Here is a 17,021-nt window from a genome sequence, read left to right on the forward strand (position 1 = left end):
TTTCAAGAAGGAACCCGAGATGGAGCTTGAGGGCACACAGGAATTGCAGGCCGATCCGCAAACCGTCTGGGCGGCGCTCTTCGACCGCGACGTGCTGGAACGCGCGATCCCGGGCTGCGAGACGCTGGAGCAGACGGCCGAGACGGAATTCGCGGCGACCGTGAAGCTCAAGGTCGGGCCGGTGTCGGCCCGGTTCAAGGGCGGCGTCGAACTCAGCGACATCGTTCCGCTCGTCTCCTGCACGCTGTCCGGCAAGGGGTCCGGCGGCATTGCCGGCTTCGCCAAGGGCGCGGCGCGGGTCACGCTCGAGGATCTGGGGGAAACGACGCGTCTCACCTACAGCGCGGATGCCGCGGTCGGCGGCAAGCTCGCCTCGCTCGGCAACCGACTGATCAAGTCGACGGCGCAAAAGCTCGCCGGGGAATTCTTCGCCAATTTCGAGGCGATCCTGGCGGAGCAGGCGGAACCGGCGCCGGTTCCCGAGCCGGCGGAGTGACGCGATAACGCCCCGGCGGGGCAACCGCCGGTGTTTTGTGACTGTGCAACGAAAAACCCGTGCAAGGCGCGGGACATACCTGGGAGGAACTCACATGAACCCGACACGCAGACATTTTCTGGCCGGCACATCCGCGCTTCTCGCCATGCCCTATCTCAACACCCGTTCGATCGCGGCGGAGACCATCAGCATCCAGATCGGCTCGAGCCATCCGACCAACAACATCTGGGTCTATGCGATGCAGACCGCATTGCAGCCGGCGCTCGACAAGCTCCTGGCGGATGCCGGCGGCAACTATGTCGTCAACTGGGGCGAGAACTACGGCGGCACGCTGTACAAGTTCAAGGACACGCGCGCGGCCGTGCGCGACGGCATCGTCGATATCGGCATGGTTGGCACCGTCTGGGAGGGATCGTCCATGCCCTTGCAGAACGTGACCTATTTCACGCCCTTCGCCAATTCCGACCACAACGTCGTCATCGACGTCTTCGACCGGTTGACCGAGGAACTGCCGGAGCTCAAGGCCGGATGGACCGACCAGAACATGGTGCATCTGTCGTCGCTGGTGACCGACAACTACGATGTCTACGCCAATTTCGACATCAATTCGGTCGACGACATCAAGAACCGTCGGCTGAACGCGCCGGGCACCTCGGCCAACTGGCTGGCCGGCACTGGCGCCACGCCTGTCGACGGGGCGCTGACCACTTACTACACGGACATCCAGACCGGCGTTTCGGAAGGAACGCTGTCCTTTGCCAGCGGCATCCAGCCGACGCGGGTCTATGAGGTCGCGCCGAAGCTCGCGCGGGTCGGTTTCGGCTCGATGTATTTCGGCGGCATCGCGGTCAACAAGACCTTCTTCGATGCGCTTCCGGCCGAGGTGCAGACGGCGCTTCGCGAGGCCGGCCGCATCACGTCGCGCAGCCACGGCGACTATGTAACCGAGCGGGCGACCAGCGCGATGAAGGAGATGGTCGCGGCCGGTCTCCAGGTCAATGAGATGGCGCAGGCCGAGCGCGAACGCTGGGCGGCAACCTTGCCGAATGTCGCCAAGCCCTGGCTCGACGCCAACGGCCCGGCTGCGGCGAAGGTGCTGAAGGCCTATTTCGCGGCGCTCAAGGAGCGTGGCATCACGCCGGCCCGCGACTGGGCGGCGGAAGCCTGAGCCACCGGTACATTTGTGTCCAATAGCGCGACGACGGGGTGAAACATGCAGCAGGGCAAGTCTATGTCATCTGACCGAGGCTGGGCGTGGCGGTCCCTGCAGGGCGTGCTGAACGCCGTCGCCGCGGTGGGGACGCTCTGGATTGTCGCGATCATGCTGTTGATCGTGGCCGACGTCGTCGGCCGCAATTTCTTCGCGATGCCGATCATCGGTGTCGCGGAAATCGCGGCCCGCTCCGTGGTCGCGATTGTCTTCCTGATGCTCCCGGCGGCCGCGCTCAACGGCACGCTGATCCGCGCCGATTTTCTGCAGCGCGGTCTCAACCGGCTCGCACCGAAGTCCGTCGTGACGCTTGAGGTGCTGTTCGGGCTGACCGGCGCCGTCCTGTTTGCGCTCGTCGCGCTCGCGTCCTGGCCCGACACCCTACGGGCCTGGACCAGCGACGAGTTCTTCGGCGTTCGCGGCGTGTGGACCCTCCCGACGCTGCCGTTCCGGTTGATCGTCGTCGGCGGCTCCGCCGCAACGGCGCTTGCATTCCTCGTCGAGGCCCTCGGCAGGCTGACGACCCTTCCACCCGACAGGGCGCTTTGACATGAGCAATATTTCAATCGGACTGATGCTGATCGGCGTCCTGTTCGTGCTTGTCGTTATGGGCATGCGCATCGCCGTCGCGCTTCTTGCCGTCGGCTTTGCCGGCGTGTGGATCATTCGCGGCAATTTCGATCTGGCGATGAAACTCATGTCGATCGCCGCCTACAATGGCGTTGCCAACTATCTGTTCGCGACCATTCCGCTGTTCGTGCTGATGGGCCATCTCGTCAGCATCTCCAATGTCGGCAAGGACACGTTCGACGTGGCCGAAACGCTGTTGCGCAAGCTGCTCGGCGGACTGGGGATCGCCACCGTCACGGCCAACACCGTGTTTGCCGCGGTCACGGGCGTGTCCATCGCGTCTGCCGCCGTTTTCACCAAGGTGGCAGTGCCGGAAATGACGCGCCACGGCTACCGGCCGTCGTTCTCCGCTGGCACCGTTGCCGGCAGTTCGGTCCTTGGCATGCTGGTGCCGCCAAGTCTGCTCTTGATCATCTACGGCGTGCTCGCCGAACAGTCGATCGGGCGCATGTTCATCGCCGGGCTGGTGCCGGGCGCGCTTCTTGCCGGCGGCTTCGTGGTGATGATCCTGATGCTGGCGAAATTCGCGCCGGGCTTCGTCTTCACCCGCGAGCACCTGGAACAAAAAAGCCGCCGGACGGAAGACGCGCCGAAACTGTCCGGCCGGGAGATCCTTCTCAAGTCGTTGCCGATCGTCATCCTCGTCGCCTTTGTGCTCGGCGGGCTCTACTCGGGCTTCTTCACCCCGACCGAGGCCGGGGGTGTCGGCGCCTTCGCCGCGCTGGTGATCGCGGTCCTGCGCCGGAGCCTGAACCTGCGGCGGACCTGGAGCGTGCTCACGCAGACCGGGTCGATTTCCGTCGGCATCCTGGTGCTTCTTGTCGCCGCCGGCTTCTACAGCCAGATGCTGGCCGTTGCCGGCATCCCCAATGCGATCGGGTCCTTCGTCCAGAACAGCGGGTTCGGGGCGACGGGCTTCCTGGTGGTCTATGTCCTGCTGGTGCTGCTGCTCGGCATGATCCTCGACAGCAGTTCCATCCTGCTGATCGTCGTGCCGATCGCAGCCCCCATCGCCCAGGGGCTCGGCTTCGATCTCGTGCACTTCGGCATCATCACCGTGATCGCGGTGGAGGTCGGCCTGCTGACGCCTCCGTTCGGGATCTCGATCTTCACCGTGCATTCCACGCTGGGAGACCGTCGCACCTCGCTGGAATCGATCTTTGCCGGTGCGCTGCCCTTCGTCGGGGTGATGCTCGGCGTGCTGGTGCTGATCGCCCTCTTTCCGCAACTGGTGATCGGATAGCGAGCGCGGGCGGCGCTTACCGGGCGATCGTGACGGCGACATGGACGAGCGTCGCCATGCCGAAGGCGAGGAACACCAGCGCGGAGCTTGCGGCAATCAGCCGGCGCCGCACCCGCATGATGTGCTGGAGGCCGGGCAGCGCGAAAGCTTCGGAGACCGCGCCGTGAACAATCACGGAGTTCACGAAGAACAGCAGGACCACGAGCACATAGTCCGGCGGGGTCATTGACGCGAGCGGCAGGGTGGTCGCAAACACCGAGCCGAAAAAGACGGCCGATTTCGGATTGGCGATGTTGACGAGGAAGCCGCTCGGAAACGCCTGCCAGCGATCGGCGGGCACGGCGTCCGGCCGGGGGGCATCGCCTGGCTCGCCTGCGCCGGCGGCCATGCCGAACAAGATCCTTGCACCCAGATAGATCAAAAACAGGCTGCCCAGGACATTCAGCAGCAGGAAGGAGCGCTCGCTCGTGGCTTCTCCGGCGAAATAGATCGCCGCGCAGGCGCCGGAGGAAAACACCAGCCCCGCCGTGGCGATGCCGACGACGGCGGACATCCGGGTTGCCGGGCTTCCTTGCGACAGTGTGAGCAGCAGGAACTGGTTGGGTCCGGGGACGAGCATTGCGACGGCCTGAATGGCGAGGGCGGTCGCAAGTTCGACTGAGGGAACCATTCAAAGGACCTTCAGCAAGGCGCCGCGTTCTGCGTCGAAGGTGGCGAATTCGGTGGCCTTTTGCGCTTCGTGGCGTTTCATCGACGCGAAAAGCGAGATCGTCTCCTGCGGCAGCGCGGCGCGGGCAAGCCGGCTTTCCTCGAAGTCCGCGATGCTGTTGGCGAAGACGAAGTCGAGCGGCCGGGGCGCGGGGATCTCGTCGCCTTCGGAGGCCATGCTCATGCCGGCAAGGATCATCAGGATCGCGAGATAGGGATTGGCGTCCGCCGTCGGCGTGCGCAGTTCCACGCGCGGCGTGCCGTCTTCCTCCAGACGGCGCAGGGCGGAGAAACGGCCGCCGTCGCTGATGTCGTTCATGCCGGAGCGAAAGGAGGCGATGTGCCGCGCATAGCGGCTGTTGCAGGTCGGGCTGATCGCGAGGAGCGCCTCGTCGAGCACGCGCACCATCCCGCTCGCGATCCGCTTTGACCCTGTCGCCGCGTCTGCCCCGTCAGAGCGTGCGGACACATGAAGGTGCAGGTTGCTCGGCGAGCGGTTCTGGTCCTCAACGGCGATAAAGGTGCAGCGAAGGCCGTGCGACGCGGCGACCGTGCGGCAGATCAGGCGCGCGAGGAAGATCCGGTCGGCCTGCTCCAGAGGGTCGCTGTGGTCGAGGGCGATTTCATACTGGTCGCGCTCGTTTTCCTGGGAGACGTCGCGCCAGCCGAGCCCGGCGTGATCGAGTGCTTTCAGCATCTCCCTCAGGCAGTGCTGCCGAATGCCGATCCCGCCGAAGGCATAGGCCTGGCCGTCGGGGGCCAGATGTGCCCGGTTGGCGCCGTCGATGAGATAGAATTCAAGCTCAGCTCCAATCCGCACGCCACGAAGGTCGCTCGTGCGGTTGAGAAAGCTCCGGAGATGCATGCGAAAGTCGAGAGGATGCGGATCACCGCGCGGGTCGGTAACCGCACCGATGGCGATTTCCGAGGCGCCGAGCACGCCGGCCGTGCCCCCCTCCAGCGGCCGCGCATCCTGTTCCGTGACCGCGACTTTGATATCGGCAGCGCCAAACGGTTTCGCCAGGACCGGGAAGAGGACCGGGTGGCCGTAGACGTCCTTTGAAAAGACGCCTGACGAGAAACCCACCCTCTGCATCTCGTCAAGACCCCGGTTGAGCAGCTTGCCGCGGGCAATGCCGTGGGCATCGGGAAACAGAACGAGGGTTCGCCGTGCGTCCGTCATATCGGGTCAGGCCTTATCCTGTCGGCCGTCAACCGGCGGTAGATCTCTTGCGCCCGTGTCACCATCTCGCGGTGGGCCGGGTCGACCCGCACCGGGGTTTCTGCCGCAGGCGGCAGAATCCTGCGGCTTTTCTCCAGGGTCTCATGCCATTTCGCCTGGGACAGTTCCTCGTGAGGCGCCCAATCCCGGATGCGACCGTCTTCCCACGTCAACATGTCGGTAGAATAGCGGATATCGCTCCACACGCAAAGCTTGTATGCGATTGCATGCGGGTCGGCGCGAAATTCCTCCCCGTCGAGGGCGATTGCAGCGCCTTGCAGGGCGTGGACGCGGTTCCATATCCGTTCCAGCGCCGTGAAGCCGAACTCGTCCTCGGTGAAGTCCGGCTTGATGCGGATGAGAGAGGCATAGACCTTGAGCGGGTCGCGGGTCAGGAAGATGTTCCGGGCGGTCGCCAGCAATGCGTCGGTGACATAGGGCTCGGCCTGAAACGCCAGATCCTTGATGAAAACCGGTCCACGCCGGCCGGCCTCTTCCAGCCGGGCGTTGACTGCATCCGCCTCGACGGGATCCTGTGCCGGGACGGCCGGATCGCCATAGCGCCGCGAGCGGCGCTTGGAGCTGAAATAGTAGGTGTCGGTGAAGGGCTCGTGCAGGACGTCGAGGCCATCGGCATTCTTCATCACCCGTTCCAGTGCCGTGGAGATCGAGCGGGGGGTGGCCCACAGGAAGATGCGCGCGTCCGTCTCGCGCTTGTCCCCGGCAAGGGGGCGCGTCTCAATCCGAAAAGCAGAAGACGTCATCGTAGGTTTCCCTTCGCCAGACGAGGGTCCCGTCGCGGCCGTCGCGCATGGCGACCGCAGCGCGCAACTGGTTGAAATTGGTGGAGCGTGAAACCGTGTAGGCACCGGCATCGGAGAGGACGACGAGATCCCCGGCCGCAAGCGAGGCCGGCACCCTTGCGTGGTCCATCACGATGTCGCCTTCGAAGCAGAGCGGCCCGCCGATGGTGCAGTCGGGATCGCCGTCCCTGACCGGCAATTCCTCGCCGGCGCGAAAGAAGCGCAGCCGACGGCGCTCGCCGAAGGCCGCCGTGGGGAGGATGTTCAGGCCGGCGTCGATCACCACCCATCGTTTCTCCGGCAAGACCTTCAAGCCGGCAACGCGGGCAACGAGCACCATGCCGGCCGACATCAGGTAGCGGCCGGGCTCGCAGCCGATGCAAAGGTCGTCCAGGCCGTGTTCGTGAAGACGCCGGGCAAGCCCCTGGGTGAAGGCGGCCATGTCGAAGGTCTCGTCGGGGGCGTCTTCGAGACGTTCGCCCATCGTGGCCTTGAGCGCGCTCCACCAGCCGCGCTTGCTGCGCTGCATGCCGGGAACGCCGAACCCGCCGCCGACATTGAGTTCGCGGATTTGCGTGCCGGATGCGCGCAAGCCGGCCACGAAGCCGAGCACCGGGTCCAGTGCCGCAAGAAAGAGCGTCGCGTCGGTGATCTGGGAGTTCAGATGCGCGTGCACGGTCTCGAAGGAAAAGCCGGAGGCGGATATCCGCTCGGCCATGTGCCCGGCCAGACCGTCGTCGAGCGGCCAGCCGAATTTCGCCGACCGCTGTTTCGCGGCATGCGCCTGGACGAAGCTCCGGTCGTGTGCCGCGAAGACGGGCAGGCCCGGATTGACCCGAAGTCCGAGGCGTGCCGTCGTGATCCGTCCGCTCGAACGCAGGGCCTCAAGCGTTTCGAGCTCTTCCGCCAGGTCGATGTTGATGGTGATGCCGTCGCGGGCGGCCCGCTCGAGTTCCCCGGCGCGTTTCAGCGGACCGTTGAAGACGATGTCGCGGGCGGCGCACAGACGTAGGGCGTGCTCCATCTCGAAGCCGGAGACCACATCCGCGCCCATGCCGAGCGCATGGGCGGAGCGGCAGAGCGCGGGCATATAGTTGGTCTTGTAGGAGAGATAGGCCTTCGGGTGCGCGAAGGCGGATTGCCATGTCTTCAGGAAGGCGGAAACGCTCGCGCGAAAATAGGCGTCGTCATAGACGAACAGCGGCGTTCCGTGGCGCTCGGCCAGCGCCTCAATCTCCTCCGCGCCAAGGTCGGTGAACGGTTCGGGAGACGTCAGCGCGAGCATGGTCTGGCGTCCCGCGCTGTCATTCGGCGGCCACGGAATTCGCCGGCGAGGCGTCGGCCGTCGCGAATTCCTCGAACTCCTGCCCGTAGCGCCGGTCGGCCCAGGGGTTGATGGAGATCACCCAGATGTCGCGATACCCGCCGTCTGAGGAGGCGGCGCGAATGTCGCGGGCGCCGTGAACCATGTCCTCGTCGCGCATGATCAGACATTGCCCCGGCTCCAGCACCTGCTCGAAGAAGGGTTCGGTCTTGCCGATCTGGTAGAGGGTGGATTCTCCTCCGGTGACGTTGGAACGTGCCCAGACCGTCACGCTGGTGATGTGGTGACCGTCGCGATGCGGGCCTTCCGGGATGGTCTTGCCCTGAAACACCTCGTCAACGCGGGTGCGCCACTGGTGGAGATTGACCTGGAACACCGCACGCGTGTCGAAGCGCAGCGCCTCTGCAATCGTCGCGAACTGCGGGGTCGGGTCGACGCCCGCGATCGGTTCGAACGCCCGGCGCACGCCGCCGACCTTCTGGTTGTAGGCTTTGGCCTGGATGAAGGGGCGGTGGGTCAGGACGCGACAGGCCCAGCGGTCGTGTTCGTGAAACAGGATGTACTGGGAGAACTGGCGCCAGCGCTCCTTGTAGTAGGGATCCTCCGGCAGCCGGTCGAAATTGGCGCGGGCCTCCTGGGAAAGCGGCGGCATTTCCAGGATCCGGTAGCCGAGCGGCCCGAGATGAAATCCGATGTGATCCATGATCGCGCATCCTTTGCCATTGGGCTGGTTGTGCGATCCTACAATTTACACTCAGGATTGCAATTGTCCGTTGTAGCAATCGTGCCTTTTGAACCGCCCGACGGTGGCGGCGAGGGCCAATCCCGGACCGCTCATCGCGCCACTGATCCGGTTTCCGTTCCGTGTGCGTAGAGGTTCGGGCGCGGCACGCGCGCATCTTTCCTCTATTTTGCAAGGAGATACCATGCCCGAGGGGCATACGATCCACCGCGCGGCGCGCGACCACCGGCGCATCCTTGCTGGGCGGTCCTTGCGGGTTTCCTCGCCGCAGGGACGGTTCGCCGCCGGCGCGGACCATCTCGACGGGCGCGTCTGTCTCGACGTCGAGGCCTATGGCAAGCATCTGGTCTACCGGTTCGACGGGGAGAGCTATCTGCATGTCCACCTCGGGCTCTTCGGGCGGATCAAAAAGCGCAAGCTCCCCGCGCCCGAACCGGTCGGCGCGGTGCGCGTGAGACTTGAGGGCGACACGCATCTGGTCGACATCAACGGGCCGGCGATCTGCGAGACCCTCGACGGCAACGGCTTTCAGGCCCTCACGGGCCGCATTGGTCCGGATGTGCTGCGCGACGATGCCGATCCCGAACGCGCCTTTCACCGGATTTCGCGCAGCCGGACCAGCATCGGCCGGCTGATCATGAACCAGGCGGTGATGGCCGGGATCGGCAACATCTATCGCACCGAAATCCTCTGGCGGCAGGGGATCCACCCCGACCGGCCCGGACGCGAGATTTCGCGCGCGGAGTTCGACGCGATCTGGACCGACGCGGTGCATCTGCTCCAGATCGGCGTCCGCAAGAATGCGATTGTCACCGTCGACAATGCGCCGCCGGGCCGCAGCCGCTACCGCGAGCGGGTCAATATCTTCAACAAGGATCGCTGCCCCAAATGCGACGGGGCGATTGTCCGCATGGAGATCGACACGCGGCGGGCCTTTGCCTGCGAGGTCTGCCAGCCGGCGTGCTGAGGCGCGGTGCCGCCGTTCCAAGGCTCGACATTCGCGCCCGGACGCGCGACCGTACCCTCCTCGATTGCGAAACCATGCGAAGGGGGAGGCGCTGGTGGAGATCCTGACGAATGCGGGGCGGGGCCGCGAGGATGCGATTGCCGGGCTGGAGGACGTGCCCGCACCGAGCGTCGATGTCGACGCGGTGCTTTCGCTTCTCGGCCAGTGCCCGGCGGCTGAACCCACGCCCCTGCGCGAGGCGACCGGTCTCGCCCGTAGCGCGGGTGTACAGAGCCTTCACGTCAAGGACGAGCGGACGCGTATGGGGCTTGGCAGCTTCAAGGCGCTGGGCGCGGCCTATGTGGTTGCCCGCGAGGCCATGGAGACCGGCAGCGACGAGCCGGCACGGGCGCTTGAGGGCGTGACCTATGTCACCGCAAGCGCCGGCAATCACGGCCTGTCGGTCGCCGCCGGCGCCAGGATCTTCGGCGCGCGGGCCGCGGTCTATATCGCCGAGACGGTGCCGGAAGGGTTTGCCGACCGCTTGCGTGCCAAGGGCGCGGAGGTGATGCGCGCGGGCGCGGATTACGAGGCGAGCATGGCAGCCGCACAGGCGGCGGCGGAGGCCAACGGCTGGCGGTTGCTGTCCGACAGTTCCTGGTCCGGCTACATGGTGCGTCCGTGGCGCTTGATGGAAGGCTATCTGGCGTTGATGGAAGAAGTCTTCGCGCAGATGCCGGCCCCTCCGACCCATGTCTTCCTGCAGGCCGGTGTCGGCGGGCTCGCGGCCGCCGCTGCCGCGCTTGCCCGCAGCGTCTGGCGCGACGGGCCGGCGATTGTCGTCGTCGAACCGTCGCAGGCCGCCGCCCTTCAGGGATCCATTCGCGCCGGAGCGGCAGTGCAGGCACGCGGTGGCGTGTCCTCAATGGGGCGGCTCGATTGCAAGATGCCCTCGCTGATCGCGCTGAAGGGGCTGTCGCGCGATGCGGATGTCTTCGTCACCATCGACGACGGCGATGTCGAAGCCGTCCTACCGCGCCTCGCCGATGCGGGGCTGGCGACGACGCCGTCCGGCGCCGCCGGACTGGCGGTTCCGCTTACGGCAAGCGCGGCGCAGAAATCGGCGCTCGGCCTTGGTCCGCAAAGCCGGATCCTTGCCATTCTCAGCGAGGAGGCCGAGGCATGAGCGCGGGTACGCGCGGCTTTCCCTTGCAGGAATACCGCACTCGCGTCGCGCGGGCGCAGACGGCGATGGCCGCTGCCGGACTGGATGCGCTGCTTCTCACCAGCGAACCGGACGTGCGCTATTTCTCAGGTTTTCTGACGCGCTTCTGGGAAAGCCCGACGCGGCCCTGGTTCCTGGTGGTCCCGGCAAGCGGCGATCCGGTTGCCGTGATCCCCTCCATCGGCGCCAGCCTGATGGCGCAAACCTGGATCCAGGATATCCGAAGCTGGCGTTCGCCCGACCTGGAGGACGACGGCGTCTCGCTGCTGGCCGACACCCTGCGCGAGGTGGCGGGGGAAAGGGCGCGGATCGGACTGCCGATGGGGGCGGAGACCTCGCTGCGTATGCCTTTGGCCGACTTCAAGCGGCTGGAAGCGGCGCTCTCGCCGGTCGCGCTTGTCGGCGACGCCGGCATCCTGCGCGCGCTTCGCATCGTCAAGTCGCCGGCGGAGATCGCAAAGATCGAGACTGCCTGCCGGATCGCGGACCGCGCCTTTGCCCGGGTCGGAGAGATCGCCGGTGCGGGCGCGCGGCTCGACGAGGTGGCGCGGCGTTTCCAGATGCTCTGTCTGGAAGAGGGGGCCGACTGGGTGCCCTATCTTGCCTGCCCCTGCGGGCCGGACGGATATTTCGACGTGATCTCGCCGGCCGACGGCCACGTCTTCGCGCCGGGCGATGTGCTGATGCTCGACACCGGCCTGGTGCACGACGGCTATTTCTGCGATTTCGACCGCAACTTCTCCATCAGCGCGCCGTCTCGCGACGTGCGCGCCGCGCATCGTCGGCTTCTCGAGGCCGTCGATGCCGCGATGGAGATCGCCCGTCCGGGTGTGAGCGCTGCGGATCTCTTCCACGCGATGGACGCGATCGTCACCGGCGGGCAGGGCGGCAGCGACACCGGGCGGCTCGGCCATGGTCTCGGGACCCAGCTCACCGAATGGCCCTCGCTGATCCCGCAGGATCGCACGCGGATCGAGGCCGGCATGGTGCTGACGCTGGAACCCGGCATCGAGGTCTCGCCGGGACGCATCCTCGTCCATGAGGAAAACATCGTGATCGAGGCCGACGGCGCACGGTTTCTGTCCACCCGCGCCGATCCGGAGATTCTCTGCCTGGAGAGATCGGCGTGACCGTGTTTTCCTTCGAGCTAGAGACGCCCGATCCGGTGCGGCTGGGGCTGATCATCCTTCAGGCCGACGAGACCATCGAGCGCGATTTCCGGCGGCTCCTGCCCGTGGAGACTGCATGCCACGTCTCGCGGGTGCCGAGTGGACTTGAGGTGACGCAGGAGACGCTGCTTGCCATGCGGGCGCATCTGCCGAGCGCGGCGCGTCTCTTCCCCGACGCGCTTCGCTTCGACGCGATCGGCTACGCCTGCACCTCCGGCGCCTCGGTGATCGGCAGCGCGCGTGTCGCCGAACTGGTGCGTGAGGGCGCGCAGGCGGAGGCGATCACCGATCCGGTGCAGGCGCTGATCGCCGCCTGCCGGGCCTGCGGCGTCACGCGGCTCGCCCTGCTGTCTCCCTACGTCGAGGACGTCTCCGACATGTTGCGTCAACGGCTTGCGGAGGGCGGGGTTGAGACGCCCGTCTTCGGCTCCTTCAACGTGGCGGAAGAGGCCAAGGTCGCGCGCATCGCGCCGGCCTCGGTGATCGATGCGGCCACCCTGCTTGGCGCCGATCCGTCGGTGGAGGCGGTGTTCCTGTCCTGCACCAACCTGCGCACGCTCGGTCTGCTGGAAGAGGTGGAGACGCGGATCGCAAAGCCGGTCTTCTCCAGCAATCTGGTGCTGGCCTGGCACTTGTGCCGGCTTTCCGGCGCACGGATGGTGCCGGGGTTCGGGCGGCTGTCAGAGGTTGCGTGAGGCGGGCGCCGGAAGCTGCATCAGCGCGATGTCCTTGTCCGGGATGTCGCAGGACCAGCCGCGCGTGGCGGCGATGTGGCGCAGGGTCGTCTCCCGGTAGAAGACCACATGGGTCGGGTCGCGCCGGTAGCGCCAGCCGGCAAACTTCGCGTCGTCGGTTTGAAACAGCGTCATGACGCCAAGCAGCCCGTCCGGACGCAGGAGTTTGCCCATGCGGTCGAATTCCGCGAAGGGCGCGTGGAAGTGTTCCGCCGTTTCCGTGCAGGTCACGAAATCATAGGTCGTTTGCAGGACCGCCGGATCGTCGTGAAAGAAGGGATCGTAGAGCGCCACCTCATGTCCCGCCTCGCGCAGGATTGCCGCCAGCGCCGACCCCGGCCCGCTGCCGTAGTCGAGGCCGCTGGAGCCGGGCGAAAGCCGCGCCATCAGCGGGGCTGCGAGCCGCATCATGAACCGCCGGTAGCCCGGATCGTCGGGGGCGTTTTCATGGGTCAGGTAGTGGGCGCGTTCCGCGTCTGCCGACAAGAAGTGCCGGGGATCGAGAAAGGTCGCCTCGCAGGTGGCGCAGCGCCAATAGGTCAGTCCGTCGATGGGGGCGAGCGCGTGAACGGCGGCGTTCCGGCACACCGGGCAGGCGTCAGGCTGCATGTGTGCTGTCATCCGCCTTTGCGCGCCAGATAGACGGTCTGGGTGAAGGGCTTGTCCTGCAGCGGGTTGTGGAAGGTCACCGGCTCCGCCCAGGCCTCGGCGAAGACGCTCTTCAGCCGCTCCGTGAAGCCATCGTCCTCGCGCGCGTCCGACCACAGGCCGAAGATGCCGCCGGGCTTCAAATGGCCGGCGAGGGCGGTGAGGCCGGGCGTCGCGTAGAAGGAGGTGCTGCGCTCGTCGAGCAAGGCATCGGGCGTGTGATCGATGTCGACCAGGATCGCGTCGAGTTGGCGGGCAGGGCGTTCGCCCTCGAACCCGGTCGCTCCCTGTGCAAGGGCGAAGAAATCGCCCTGCACCAGCCGGCAGCGGGCGTCAGCGGTCAACTCCGCGCCGAGCGGCAGCAGCCCTTCGCGGTGCCAGTCGAGCACGGGTTCGAGCATTTCCACGACGGCGAGCGAGCCGAGGCGCGGATGGTCGAGGGCGGCCTTGGCGGTGTAGCCGAGGCCCAAGCCGCCGACCACGACATCGAGCGCCTCGCCGGTGCAGGCGTCGAGCCCCAGTTGCGCCAGCGCGATCTCCGACGCGGTGAACAGGCTCGACATCAGGTGCTCGTCGCCGAGGATGATCTCGAAGACGTCGACGTCGAGCGCAAGCAGGCGCCGCCGGCGCAGCGCCAGCGCGCCGATGGGGGTGGGCCGGTAATCCAGTTCTTCAAACAATGCGCTCACGCTTGGGCTCCCTGACGGTCTCGACCCATGCATGCTGTGCGCGCAGGCCGTCCCCCTTATCGGCGCTTCGACGGAGGGGAGCAACCCGTGGGAGAGGACGCCGTCAGCGCGCCAGCCAGCCGCCATCGACGATCAATGTGGTGCCGTGGATGAACCGTGCGGCGCGACTTGCAAGAAACACGACCGGGTCGGCGATCTCTTCCGGCGTGCCCCAACGCCCGGCCGGCACGCGGGCAAGGATCGCGGCTTCGCGGTCCCGGTCGTCCCTGAGGGCTGCGGTGTTGTCGGTCTGGACATAGCCCGGCGCGACGGCATTGACGTTGACGCCGGAGGCCGCCCATTCGTTGGCGAAGGACCTCACCAGATTGGCGACCGCGCCCTTGGTGGCGGCATAGCCCGGAACGGTGAGCCCGCCCTGAAAGCTGAGCACGGAGCCGAGAAAGACGATCTTGCCGTGCCCGCGCGCCACCATCTTTGCGCCGAGGTCCCGGGCGAGCTGGAACGGGGCGGTGAGATTGACGGCGAGCACGTCGTCCCAGTCGGCGTCGGAGTGATCGCCAAGCGGGGCGCGGCGGATGATGCCGGCGTTGTTCACCAGAATGTCGATTTTCTCGCCCGCCTCATCCAGTCTGGCAATCAGGCCCGCAACGGCATCGTGCTCCGCGAGATCCGCGCGGTAGTGGCGAAAGCGTCGTCCGTGCGCGCGCACGGCTTCGCCCGTTTCGCCGCCGTCGTCTGGAAGACTGGTGCTGACACCGACGACATCCGATCCGGCTCGCGCGAGCGCCACGGAAATGGCGCGCCCGATCCCCCGGCTGCACCCGGTGACAAGCGCGGTGCGTCCCGAAAGGTCGAAGGCAGCGGCTGGGTCCGTCATGATCAGCTTGCCCCGGCGAGAAGGCTTGCCAGCACCAGCCGGCGCGGATCGCCGAGTAGGGCCGCATAACGGGTCAGGAAACGGGCTGCGTCCGCGCCGTTGAGCACGCGGTGATCGTAGCTCAGATCAAGCGGGACCATGGCAACGGGCGTCCAGTCGCCGTCTTCCCAGACCGGCACCGTCTCCATCCGCGTCAGGCCGAGGATCGCGAGTTCCGGCGGGTTGACGATCGGGGTGAAGGCCGTGCCGCCGATCCCGCCGAGGCTGGAGATCGACATCGACGCGCCCCCCATTTCCTCCGAGCGGATCTTTCGCGCCTGCGCACGTGCCGCGAGATCGGAGATCTCCTCCGCGATCCGCCACAGGCCCTTGCGGTCGGCATCGCGGATGACGGGGACCATCAGCCCGTGCGGCGTGTCGACGGCGATGCCGATATGCACGAAGTGCTTGGAAATCAGCGTTTCGCCGTCTGCCGAGAGCGATGCGTTGAAACGCGGGAATTCCCGCAGGCAGTGCGCCAGCGCCTTGACGTGGAAGGCTAGTGCGGTGAGCCGGGTGCCGCGCTCCTGCGCCTCCGCCTTGAGGCTTGAGCGGAAGGCCTCGAGCGCGCGCATGTCGGCACGGTCGTGATGGGTCACCTGCGGGATCATCGCGTTGGCGGCACCCAGGTTTCCGGCGGCCACCTGCGCCATGCGCGAAAGCGGTTCCTCGCTCACCGGGCCATAGGCCGCGTGGTCGACGTTCCAATATCGGCTGTGGTCGGTCGCGGGTGCAGCGGTCTCGCCGCTCAGATGCCAGTCGACATCCTCGCGTGCGAGCGTGTTGCGGCCGGTCGCGGCCCCCAGGGCGTCGAGATCGACCCCCTGCTGGCGGGCGTAGGCGCGGGTCGAGGGAGAGGCATTGACGGACATTTGGGCCTCCTACCAGCTTGCGGAAATATATTGGGTTTCCATGAACTCCAGCATGCCCTCGTGGCCGCCCTCGCGGCCGAGACCGGATTGCTTCACGCCGCCAAAGGGGGCGGCCGGGTCGGAGACCAGCCCGCGGTTGAGGCCGACCATGCCGTATTCCAGCCGTTCGCAGACCTGCAGCGCCCGCTTCATGTCTTCTGAGAACACATAGGCGACAAGGCCGTATTCGGTCGCATTGGCGCGTCGGATGACATCCTCCTGGTCGGTGAAAGTCTGGATCGCCGCCACGGGACCGAAGATCTCGTCATGCACGCAGTCGGCGGTTTCAGGCACATTGGACAGGACCGTCGGCGGATAGAAGAAGCCCTTGCCCTCCGGCGCCTTGCCGCCAAGCTCGAGCGTTGCGCCCTTCCTCACCGCGTCCTCGACGAATTCCGCCACCTTGTCGCGGGTTTCCGCGTTGACCAGCGGGCCGACATCCACGCCGTCCTCGATGCCGTTGCCGAGCTTCAGCTTGCGCATGGCCGCGACGTATTTGTCGGTGAAGGCCTTGGCGACACTCTCGTGAACGTAGAAGCGGTTTGCGGCCGTGCAGGCCTCGCCGAGATTGCGCATCTTGGCGAGCATCGCGCCTTCCACCGCAACGTCGAGATCGGCATCCTCGAAGACGATGAGCGGGGCGTTTCCGCCAAGCTCCATCGCCGGCTTCAGCACCTGGTCGGCGGCGGAATGCAGCAGCTTGCGCCCGACCTGAGTCGAACCGGTGAAGGAGATCACCCGCACGCGCGGGTCGTGCAGCATGTGGTCGACCAGCGCGCCGGTGCGGCGCGAGGGCAGCACGTTCACGAGCCCCTTGGGCACGCCGGCCTCCTCCAGAAGCGGCATCAGCGCCAGCATCGTCAGCGGCGTTTCGGAGGCCGGCTTGATGATCACCGGGCAGCCGGCGGCAAGTGCCGGGGCGATCTTGCGGGTCCCCATCGCGGCCGGGTAGTTCCATGGCGTGACCAGCACAGCGATTCCGGCCGGCTTGTGCTGCACGAGAATGCGCGCGCCGGACGCCGGCGCATGGGTGATCATCCCGTCGGCGCGCACGGCTTCTTCCGCGAACCAGCGGAAGAACTCCGCCGCATAGGTCGCCTCGCCGATGGCGTCGCCGCGCGCTTTGCCGTTTTCCAGCGTGATCAGCCGCGCGAAATCCTCGATGCGCGCGGTCATCAGCTCCCAGGCCTTGCGCAGGACTTCGGAGCGCTGGCGCGGCGTGTAGCCGGCCCATTCCGCGAAAGCGGCTTCGGCTGCATCGAGCGCGGCATCCGCATCCGCGATCTCGGCCGAGGCAACGGAGGCCAGAACCTCCTCGGTCGCCGGATTGATGACGTCGAAACGGACGTTTTCGGCGCCGGGGCGCCAGTCGCCGTTGATGTAGAGATCGGTGTAGTCCATCGGG

General features: G+C 66.6%; 18 protein-coding genes. 8 read left to right on the top strand and 10 right to left on the bottom strand.

Annotation, left to right across the window (positions count from 1 at the left end; genetic code table 11):
* Window positions 1-19 precede the first annotated feature (19 nt).
* From LC092_RS03720 to LC092_RS03735, 4 genes are all read left to right on the top strand, one after another.
* On the top strand, window positions 20-496 hold the full coding sequence (locus tag LC092_RS03720; protein WP_224805094.1) for a CoxG family protein: 477 nt from the start codon (window positions 20-22) through the stop codon (window positions 494-496).
* Window positions 497-590: 94 nt separating this feature from the next.
* Window positions 591-1,664 (top strand): C4-dicarboxylate TRAP transporter substrate-binding protein, encoded by a 1,074-nt coding sequence (locus LC092_RS03725; RefSeq protein WP_224805095.1) that lies wholly within the window; start codon window positions 591-593, stop codon window positions 1,662-1,664.
* A gap of 63 nt (window positions 1,665-1,727) precedes the next feature.
* On the top strand, window positions 1,728-2,255 hold the full coding sequence (locus LC092_RS03730) for a TRAP transporter small permease subunit (RefSeq protein ID WP_224805096.1): 528 nt from the start codon (window positions 1,728-1,730) through the stop codon (window positions 2,253-2,255).
* A 1-nt stretch (window position 2,256) separates the two neighbouring features.
* The gene (locus tag LC092_RS03735; protein ID WP_224805097.1) at window positions 2,257-3,579 is read left to right on the top strand and encodes a TRAP transporter large permease; all 1,323 of its coding nucleotides are present in this window, start codon (window positions 2,257-2,259) and stop codon (window positions 3,577-3,579) included.
* Between the two features lie 16 nt (window positions 3,580-3,595).
* On the opposite strand, the gene LC092_RS03740 is transcribed toward LC092_RS03735, so the two are convergent.
* Genes LC092_RS03740 through LC092_RS03760 form a run of 5 tightly spaced genes read right to left on the bottom strand, consistent with a single transcriptional unit; the run spans window position 3,596 to window position 8,339 of the window.
* On the bottom strand, window positions 3,596-4,249 hold the full coding sequence (locus LC092_RS03740; protein ID WP_224805098.1) for a LysE family translocator: 654 nt from the start codon (window positions 4,247-4,249) through the stop codon (window positions 3,596-3,598).
* Window positions 4,250-5,470: a hypothetical protein gene (locus LC092_RS03745; RefSeq protein ID WP_224805099.1), complete on the bottom strand. Its 1,221-nt coding sequence runs from the start codon at window positions 5,468-5,470 to the stop codon at window positions 4,250-4,252. It abuts the gene before it with no gap.
* Entirely contained in the window at window positions 5,467-6,273 is an 807-nt protein-coding gene (locus tag LC092_RS03750; protein WP_224805100.1) for a hypothetical protein, read from the bottom strand. Before LC092_RS03750 ends, LC092_RS03745 begins: the two co-directional genes overlap by 4 nt.
* A complete protein-coding gene (locus tag LC092_RS03755) occupies window positions 6,248-7,597 on the bottom strand; it encodes a diaminopimelate decarboxylase family protein (protein WP_224805101.1) in 1,350 nt (449 codons plus the stop codon). Before LC092_RS03755 ends, LC092_RS03750 begins: the two co-directional genes overlap by 26 nt.
* 19 nt (window positions 7,598-7,616) lie before the next feature.
* On the bottom strand, window positions 7,617-8,339 hold the full coding sequence (locus tag LC092_RS03760) for a 2OG-Fe dioxygenase family protein (protein WP_224805102.1): 723 nt from the start codon (window positions 8,337-8,339) through the stop codon (window positions 7,617-7,619).
* A gap of 223 nt (window positions 8,340-8,562) precedes the next feature.
* Between LC092_RS03760 and LC092_RS03765 the strand changes: the two genes are divergently transcribed.
* From LC092_RS03765 to LC092_RS03780, 4 genes are all read left to right on the top strand, one after another.
* Window positions 8,563-9,345 carry an Fpg/Nei family DNA glycosylase gene (locus tag LC092_RS03765; RefSeq protein WP_224805103.1) on the top strand — a complete coding sequence of 261 codons (783 nt, stop codon included), beginning with the start codon at window positions 8,563-8,565 and terminating at the stop codon, window positions 9,343-9,345.
* Window positions 9,346-9,439: 94 nt separating this feature from the next.
* Window positions 9,440-10,510: a pyridoxal-phosphate dependent enzyme gene (locus LC092_RS03770; RefSeq protein WP_224805104.1), complete on the top strand. Its 1,071-nt coding sequence runs from the start codon at window positions 9,440-9,442 to the stop codon at window positions 10,508-10,510.
* Entirely contained in the window at window positions 10,507-11,679 is a 1,173-nt protein-coding gene (locus LC092_RS03775) for a M24 family metallopeptidase (protein ID WP_224805105.1), read from the top strand. The genes LC092_RS03770 and LC092_RS03775 overlap by 4 nt, the downstream gene beginning before the upstream one ends.
* A complete protein-coding gene (locus tag LC092_RS03780; RefSeq protein ID WP_224805106.1) occupies window positions 11,676-12,413 on the top strand; it encodes an Asp/Glu racemase in 738 nt (245 codons plus the stop codon). The genes LC092_RS03775 and LC092_RS03780 overlap by 4 nt, the downstream gene beginning before the upstream one ends.
* On the opposite strand, the gene LC092_RS03785 is transcribed toward LC092_RS03780, so the two are convergent.
* The 5 genes from LC092_RS03785 to LC092_RS03805 all read right to left on the bottom strand — a co-directional run bounded on the left by LC092_RS03785 (window position 12,399) and on the right by LC092_RS03805 (window position 17,017).
* The gene (locus LC092_RS03785; RefSeq protein WP_224805107.1) at window positions 12,399-13,061 is read right to left on the bottom strand and encodes a class I SAM-dependent methyltransferase; all 663 of its coding nucleotides are present in this window, start codon (window positions 13,059-13,061) and stop codon (window positions 12,399-12,401) included. The two genes, LC092_RS03780 and LC092_RS03785, sit on opposite strands and share 15 nt — an antisense overlap.
* Before the next feature lie 8 nt (window positions 13,062-13,069).
* On the bottom strand, window positions 13,070-13,789 hold the full coding sequence (locus LC092_RS03790) for a spermidine synthase (protein WP_224805108.1): 720 nt from the start codon (window positions 13,787-13,789) through the stop codon (window positions 13,070-13,072).
* 103 nt (window positions 13,790-13,892) lie between these two features.
* On the bottom strand, window positions 13,893-14,666 hold the full coding sequence (locus LC092_RS03795; protein ID WP_224805109.1) for an SDR family oxidoreductase: 774 nt from the start codon (window positions 14,664-14,666) through the stop codon (window positions 13,893-13,895).
* A gap of 2 nt (window positions 14,667-14,668) precedes the next feature.
* On the bottom strand, window positions 14,669-15,577 hold the full coding sequence (locus LC092_RS03800) for a 2-oxo acid dehydrogenase subunit E2 (protein WP_224805110.1): 909 nt from the start codon (window positions 15,575-15,577) through the stop codon (window positions 14,669-14,671).
* Between the two features lie 9 nt (window positions 15,578-15,586).
* Window positions 15,587-17,017, bottom strand: a complete 1,431-nt coding sequence (locus tag LC092_RS03805) for an NAD-dependent succinate-semialdehyde dehydrogenase (protein WP_224805111.1) — start codon at window positions 17,015-17,017, stop codon at window positions 15,587-15,589.
* Window positions 17,018-17,021 lie beyond the last annotated feature (4 nt).

It is taken from the genome of Stappia stellulata (genome assembly GCF_020176715.1).
Lineage (GTDB): Bacteria > Pseudomonadota > Alphaproteobacteria > Rhizobiales > Stappiaceae > Stappia.

Excerpts from the sequence above, each read along its gene's own strand:
- LC092_RS03730 (WP_224805096.1), top strand. The coding sequence starts at position 1,728 with ATGTCATCTGACCGAGGCTGGGCGTGGCGGTCCCTGCAGGGCGTGCTG.
- LC092_RS03760 (WP_224805102.1), bottom strand. The coding sequence starts at position 8,339 with ATGGATCACATCGGATTTCATCTCGGGCCGCTCGGCTACCGGATCCTG.
- LC092_RS03745 (WP_224805099.1), bottom strand. The coding sequence starts at position 5,470 with ATGACGGACGCACGGCGAACCCTCGTTCTGTTTCCCGATGCCCACGGC.
- LC092_RS03805 (WP_224805111.1), bottom strand. The coding sequence starts at position 17,017 with ATGGACTACACCGATCTCTACATCAACGGCGACTGGCGCCCCGGCGCC.
- LC092_RS03795 (WP_224805109.1), bottom strand. The coding sequence starts at position 14,666 with ATGACGGACCCAGCCGCTGCCTTCGACCTTTCGGGACGCACCGCGCTT.
- LC092_RS03800 (WP_224805110.1), bottom strand. The coding sequence starts at position 15,577 with ATGTCCGTCAATGCCTCTCCCTCGACCCGCGCCTACGCCCGCCAGCAG.
- LC092_RS03765 (WP_224805103.1), top strand. The coding sequence starts at position 8,563 with ATGCCCGAGGGGCATACGATCCACCGCGCGGCGCGCGACCACCGGCGC.
- LC092_RS03725 (WP_224805095.1), top strand. The coding sequence starts at position 591 with ATGAACCCGACACGCAGACATTTTCTGGCCGGCACATCCGCGCTTCTC.
- LC092_RS03785 (WP_224805107.1), bottom strand. The coding sequence starts at position 13,061 with ATGCAGCCTGACGCCTGCCCGGTGTGCCGGAACGCCGCCGTTCACGCG.
- LC092_RS03740 (WP_224805098.1), bottom strand. The coding sequence starts at position 4,249 with ATGGTTCCCTCAGTCGAACTTGCGACCGCCCTCGCCATTCAGGCCGTC.
- LC092_RS03735 (WP_224805097.1), top strand. The coding sequence starts at position 2,257 with ATGAGCAATATTTCAATCGGACTGATGCTGATCGGCGTCCTGTTCGTG.
- LC092_RS03720 (WP_224805094.1), top strand. The coding sequence starts at position 20 with ATGGAGCTTGAGGGCACACAGGAATTGCAGGCCGATCCGCAAACCGTC.
- LC092_RS03755 (WP_224805101.1), bottom strand. The coding sequence starts at position 7,597 with ATGCTCGCGCTGACGTCTCCCGAACCGTTCACCGACCTTGGCGCGGAG.
- LC092_RS03750 (WP_224805100.1), bottom strand. The coding sequence starts at position 6,273 with ATGACGTCTTCTGCTTTTCGGATTGAGACGCGCCCCCTTGCCGGGGAC.
- LC092_RS03775 (WP_224805105.1), top strand. The coding sequence starts at position 10,507 with ATGAGCGCGGGTACGCGCGGCTTTCCCTTGCAGGAATACCGCACTCGC.